This is a genomic window from Arthrobacter sp. SPT-J7 (assembly GCF_059089965.1).
This window is the reverse complement of the sequence record NZ_JBNHFF010000192.1, coordinates 1-6,205: the sequence shown is the minus strand read 5'-3', so window position 1 is coordinate 6,205 and position 6,205 is coordinate 1. Positions and strand designations below refer to the sequence as shown.

Below are 6,205 nucleotides of genomic sequence, written 5' to 3'. Positions count from 1 at the left end.
GATTTCCGGAGGCGTGCCTGCCGTTTGCCAGCTGTACAACGTCAACCACCGGGACTGGGATTCAAGAGCGGCAGTCTGCGTCCCGGAGAGGGTTGAGGGGGTGAACGGCCCGGAGAGCGTTAAGAGGGTGAAAAGGCCGGAAAGCATAGAGAGGGCGGAGCGTCCACTGTCCACCTGCCCCTTCCGCGTCGAACAACTTCCGGCGTTGGTGCCTGCCCTGAAAATACGGGAAATGATACTTTCCGGCTCCGACGCACAGGACCTGGCGGAGCGGGGCAAACCACCAAGCGCTCCGGGTAGCATCAGGTTGCAGGACATCTTCATTGGCATTGGCGGTGACGAACTTGAGCCGGCCTCCTGCAGTTTGCGGGCGGCAGGGGTGTTCACTGTCCTGGGCGGAGCGGGCGCCGGGAAAAGCAACTTCCTTCGCGCCCTGCCGCTCATGAATTCAGAAGGCCGCCAGTGGCTCTGTCCCGAAGATAGCACGGACCTCCGCGACTTCTGGAAGCGATCGCTTGCCACAGCAGCAGCCGGTGAAACACCAAAGGGTACGGTGGCGTTGGTCGATAACGCCGACCTTCTCCCCGGCGAAGTCATCCGGGACTTGTCGGACTTCAATGCCCTGGGGCACCCAGTGGTCCTCACAGCGACCTACAGCCCCATGCTGCTGCAGCGCGTGCCGCTGGCCATGGGCTCCCGTTCGGCGGGCACCGGCCTCCTGCTTGCACCCCGCTCCCTGTCCGACGGTGATCTCTTCGGTGTCCGGTTCGAGGTAGAGGCCGGTGGACCACCGGGCAGGGGAATCCTCATCACGCTAGGCGCCGCCCGAAGCATCCAGGTGGGTTGGGCTGGTCCCGGGCTGGAAGGCGAGGCCGGAGCCGGAGCATGATGCGCCGCAGCAGCGACCCGCAACTGCGGCGAACCGAGGTCAGGCCGCAAGGGAATGAGGAGCAGTGCCAGGCCAGAAAAGGTACCCGGGCGGGGCGTCAGAGGGCCGGCGCCGCGCTTCCGGTACGGGACGCGAAACTGATGACTCTGTTGTGGAACAGCAGCACCATTGCGGTGGCCGCAGGAACCAGCATCGCCATTCCAGCCAGGGGCAGACCACCAGTCAGCGTGGGGAATCCGATGGTCAGAACGAACAACTGAGCCACCAGCGCGGCAGCCCTGGTCCACCGGTAACCACGGTAAAGGAACACCGCAACCGAATAGAGCCAGGCCGCAAAGGCCAGGAGCAGCGCAAGGGTGAACACCGCGCCCCAGAACGAAAGAACCGGGCTGCCCGCTACCAACTGGTAGCCGTACCAGGCAGCAGCCGCAAGCAGGGCTGTAGCCTCCGCAGCCACAATCAGCGCCACCACGAGGACAGCCGCCGGCCGTGCCGGGAGGGCGCCCGCCGCCGACTGCTCCGCCTTTGGGCCGTCTGACGGGTTCGACGGGTCAGTGGGGTGTTCAGGGGGTCTTGACACACTGGCACCCTACCGGACATAGTCGGACAGTGGTGAGAGTCAGTACCGCCACTGTGACGTATCGCTCAGCGTTCCCGGGATTTCAAGCCTTATTACCCCTTGTTTACACAGCGTTAACATGACAGGCTTGACATAGACGACCAACGGGGCCCTGCCGGGCCCCTTTCCTTTGTAGCTACTAGTGAATAATTTCACAAGGGGCTTTTCCCAGAAATGGAGCAACTGATCAGCATGGATTGGCGTAACCGCGCAGCGTGCCTCGAAAAGGACCCGGAACTGTTCTTCCCCGTAGGGAACACGGGCCCGGCGCTCCTGCAGATTGAGGAAGCGAAAAGCGTCTGCCGCCGGTGCCCGGTAGTGGACACATGCCTGCAGTGGGCTCTCGAGTCGGGCCAGGATGCCGGCGTCTGGGGCGGCATGAGCGAAGACGAGCGCCGCGCCCTGAAGCGCCGGGCAGCGCGCGCCCGCCGGGCTTCCTGATTCCATCAGGCACATAGGCGCTTAAGCTAAACAGCAGTCCGAACACCAAAGGGCCCTGGCCGCAACCTGCAAGGTTGCCGCCAGGGCCTTTTGCTGTCCTACTTGGCGGCCAGGGTGAGTCGTATCTGAACCGCAGTACCACCGCCCTCACGCGGCTGCCATTGGATAGTGCCGCCGAGTTCGCTGGTCACCAGGGTGCGCACGATCTGCAGCCCCAGGCCCTCAACGTGGGGTGTGTCGGGCAGGCCCACGCCGTCGTCGGCGATGGTGACCGTCAGTTCCTCGCTGTCGTCCCCTTCGGAGCGGTCAGCGAGAAGCCATACGGTGCCTGTCCGCCCCTCAAGGCCATGCTCAACTGCATTGGTCACCAGTTCGTTAATGACCAGCGCCAGCGGAGTGGCGAAGTCACTGGGCAGTTCGCCGAACATACCCGAACGCTCGGTCCGGACCTGCTGCGATGGCGAGGCTACTTCGGCGGAAAGCCGGAACTGCCGCCCGATCAGCTCATCGAAATCCACGCTCTGCGTCAGGCCCTGGGACAGTGTTTCGTGGACCAGCGCGATCGTAGCCACCCGGCGCATCGCCTGCTCAAGTCCCTGTTTCGCCTCGTCGCTGACCATGCGGCGGGACTGCATGCGCAACAGCGCGGCAACGGTCTGTAAATTGTTCTTGACCCGGTGATGGATTTCGCGGATGGTGGCGTCCTTGGTCACCAACTCCATCTCCCGCCGCCGCAGCTCGGACACATCGCGGCAAAGAACCAGCGCACCAAAGCGCTGCTGCTCGTCACGCAGCGGAATTGCCCGCAGGGATAGGCTCACCCCGCGGGACTCAATTTCGCTGCGCCAGGGCATCCGGCCCGTGACCACCAGGGGCAACGTCTCGTCCACCATCCGGCGGTCCTTCAGCAGGCTCGCAGTAACCTCGGCCAGCGAGCGGCCCTCCAGCGATTCGCCATCGCCGAGCCGCCGGAAAGCCGAAACACCGTTGGGGCTGGCGTACTGAACGATCCCCTCGGCATCCAGCCTGATCAACCCGTCCCCTACCCGGGGGGCGCCGCGGCGGGAACCCGTAGGCGACGCGAAGTCCGGCCACAACCCAAGGGTCCCCATCCGCAGAAGGTCATAAGCGCACTGCCGGTACGTCAGCTCCAGCCGGGACGGCATCCGCGAGCTCGACAGGTCCATGTGCGTAGTGACAACGGCCAAGGTGCGCCCGTTACGGACCATGGGCACCGCCTCGACCCGCAACGCCATGTCACTGCTCCAGTTGGTTTCGCTGGAGCGTTCGATGGAGCGGCTGTTCCAGGCCTTGTCCACGAGGGGCTGGAGATCTGAGCGGATGGGTTCGCCTACGAAGTCGCCGTGGAACACGGTGTGCGTGGTGGAGGGCCGGACATGCGCCAGCGCCACATACCCGTGGTCCGGGTGGGGGAACCAGAGCGCCAGGTCCGCGAATGCCAGGTCCGCGACCATTTGCCAGTCCCCAACCAGGAGGTGCAGCCATTCGGCATCCCCCGGCCCGAAATCAGCATGTTCCCTGATGGGGTCCGTAAAGATTGCCACTGCACCTCCATTTGCGACGCCGGACTTGCTAGCGTCGAACGATTGACCTCAAGAGCCTCAATGCTACCGACAGTGAGGCCATGTCGTCGGCCTCGAGGGCATTGACCTCATCAAACATACTCTTCGCCCGGGCCAACTGCTCTGCGTTCAGGGCCTCCCAATCCTTCAGCCGCGCCTCCGGCGAGTCTGCAGCATCGGTGGCGTCCAGCACCGCCGTCGTCATGTCCGAGATGGTGGAATACAGGTCATCACGCAAGGCTGCCCGGGCCAGCGCCTGCCACCGGTCCTGCCGCGGTAATCTGCTGATGCGTTCGAGCAGGGAGTCCGCATGGAACCGGTTGAAGACGGTGTAGTACACGGCAGCAACCTCCTCTACCGCGTCTTTACGGACGCGGGCGATCTTTGCGATGTCCAGCAGGACGAAGCTCTCGAAGAGCTCGGCCCACCGCAGTGCGAGCCCTTCCGGCAACTCCCATTCGCCCGCCTTCTCCAGCCAACCGGCAACCCTGTCCCGGTCATCGCCGCGAAGGTAGTTCAGCAGGCGGGCCCGCATCGGATCTATGAGGGGTTTGAATTCACTCACGACGTCGGCAATCGGCCGGGAAACGCTGCCCTGCCCCAGTAGCCAGCGGACAGCCCGGTCCAGCAAGCGACGGATGTCCAGGTGGACAACGCTCCAGTGCTCGGTGGGGAACGACGCCGGCAGGCTGTTCAGTTCCTCGACCATCACGTCGAGCTCGTAAACCTCCCTCAAGGCAACGAACGCCTTGGCCACGGCAACCTCCGAGGCCGATGTTTCTTCCATGGTCCGGAACGCGAACGTAATGCCACCCAGGTTGATCATGTCGTTCGCCACAATGGTCGCGATTATTTCGCGGCGCAGCGGATGGGTGTCCAACTCTGCGTCAAACCGTTCGCGCAACTGCTCCGGGAAGTAAGCCCGCAGCGTCTTCCTGAACCAAGGGTCGTCAGCGAGGTTGCTGTCGCGCAGTGCGGAGGTCAGCTCGATCTTGGCGTAGGCCGCCAGCACGGACAGCTCCGGAGAAGTCAGGCCCTGGCCCTGCTGCAGCCGCTCCCTCAGCACCTCCGTGGTGGGAAGTGCCTCCAGCTCACGGTTCAGGTCGGCCTTCTTTTCCAGCCAGTCCATCAGCCGTTCGTAACTCGGGCTCCACTCGGCTACCCGCGTACGGTCATTCAGCAGCAGGATGTTCTGGTCGATGTTGTCTTCAAGCACCAGCCGGCCCACCTCATCAGTCATCGATGCGAGGAAGCCTGCGCGCTCTTCGGCACTCAGCTTCCCGGCCGCAACCATCCGATCCACGAAAATCTTGATGTTGACCTCGTGGTCGGAGCAGTCAACTCCGGCTGAGTTGTCGATGGCATCGGTGTTGAGGATGACCCCCTGCAACGCGGCTTCGATGCGTCCACGCTGCGTCATGCCCAGGTTTCCACCCTCACCCACCACCTTGACGCGCAGGTCCTTGCCATCAACGCGGATGGCGTCGTTGGCTTTGTCCCCCACGGAGGCGTTGGACTCAGTGCTCGCCTTGACGTAGGTTCCGATGCCGCCGTTGTAGAGGAGGTCGGCCGGAGCCAACAGGATCGCACGCAGGAGTTCCGGCGGGCTGAGTTCCGTTGTTTCGGCGGGAAGCCCCAGCGCGGCGCGTACCTGGGCGGTAACGGGTATTGATTTTGCCTGGCGGGGGAACACTCCGCCGCCTTCGCTGATGAGCGACTTGTTGTAGTCGTCCCACGATGACCTCGGCAGCTCGAACAACCGCTGCCGCTCCACGAAGGAGGTTTCTTCGTCCGGGTTGGGGTCAAGGAGTATGTGGCGGTGATCGAACGCTGCGAGAAGCCGGATGTGGCGCGAGAGGAGCATGCCGTTGCCGAACACGTCGCCGGACATGTCACCCACGCCCACCACGGTGAACGGCTGGGTCTGCGTATCGAGGTCAAGCTCGCTGAAGTGGCGCTTCACGGATTCCCACGCACCCCGGGCTGTAATGCCCATCGCCTTGTGGTCGTAGCCCACGGACCCGCCGGAAGCGAACGCGTCGCCCAGCCAGAATCCGTATTCCTTGGCCAGCCCGTTCGCGATGTCCGAGAAGGTTGCGGTTCCCTTGTCGGCCGCAACCACGAGGTAGGAATCGTCGTCGTCGTGCCTTATAACGTCCGACGGCGGCACCAGCCTTTCGCCGTCACCCTCAGCGACGAGGTTGTCAGTGATGTCAAGGAGACCGCGGATAAAGGTCTTGTAGCTTTCGACGCCTTCGGCCATCCAAGCGGACCGGTCTACCGTGGGGTCTGGAAGCTGCTTGGCGAAGAAGCCGCCCTTGGCCCCAGTGGGCACGATGACGGCGTTCTTAACAGTCTGTGCCTTGACCAGGCCCAGGATTTCGGTGCGGAAATCCTCGCGCCGGTCGGACCAGCGCAGCCCGCCGCGGGCCACCTTGCCGAAGCGGAGGTGGACGCCCTCCACCTGCGGTGCATAGACCCAGATTTCGAACATGGGGCGGGGGAAAGGCAGCCCCTCAATGCGGGCCGGATCGAGTTTGAAGCTGAGGTGGGGCTTGTACTGGTAGAAGTTGGTCCGGAGGGTGGACTCGATCAGGTTCACAAAGGTCCGCAGCACCCGGTCGGCGTCGAGCGTAGCCACCTTTTCGATGGCCGCAGCCAATTCGTCGCGTC

General features: G+C 63.7%; 5 protein-coding genes. 2 read left to right on the top strand and 3 right to left on the bottom strand.

Features of this window, described 5'->3' with window-relative positions; all coding sequences use genetic code 11:
• Positions 1-232 precede the first annotated feature (232 nt).
• Positions 233-889: a hypothetical protein gene (locus AC5RWX_RS28960; protein WP_494099684.1), complete on the top strand. Its 657-nt coding sequence runs from the start codon at positions 233-235 to the stop codon at positions 887-889.
• A gap of 97 nt (positions 890-986) precedes the next feature.
• On the opposite strand, the gene AC5RWX_RS28955 is transcribed toward AC5RWX_RS28960, so the two are convergent.
• The gene (locus AC5RWX_RS28955; protein ID WP_494099683.1) at positions 987-1,469 is read right to left on the bottom strand and encodes a hypothetical protein; all 483 of its coding nucleotides are present in this window, start codon (positions 1,467-1,469) and stop codon (positions 987-989) included.
• Positions 1,470-1,700: 231 nt separating this feature from the next.
• Here AC5RWX_RS28955 and AC5RWX_RS28950 point away from each other — a divergent pair, with 231 nt between their 5' ends.
• Entirely contained in the window at positions 1,701-1,949 is a 249-nt protein-coding gene (locus tag AC5RWX_RS28950) for a WhiB family transcriptional regulator (RefSeq protein WP_015937605.1), read from the top strand.
• A 98-nt stretch (positions 1,950-2,047) separates the two neighbouring features.
• Here AC5RWX_RS28950 and AC5RWX_RS28945 read toward each other — a convergent pair whose 3' ends face one another.
• Together AC5RWX_RS28945 and AC5RWX_RS28940 are read right to left on the bottom strand one after the other, a co-directional pair.
• A complete protein-coding gene (locus AC5RWX_RS28945) occupies positions 2,048-3,514 on the bottom strand; it encodes a sensor histidine kinase (RefSeq protein ID WP_494099682.1) in 1,467 nt (488 codons plus the stop codon).
• Positions 3,515-3,542: 28 nt separating this feature from the next.
• Positions 3,543-6,205 (bottom strand): NAD-glutamate dehydrogenase domain-containing protein (locus tag AC5RWX_RS28940; protein WP_494099681.1); only part of this gene is annotated, 2,663 nt, incomplete at its 5' end.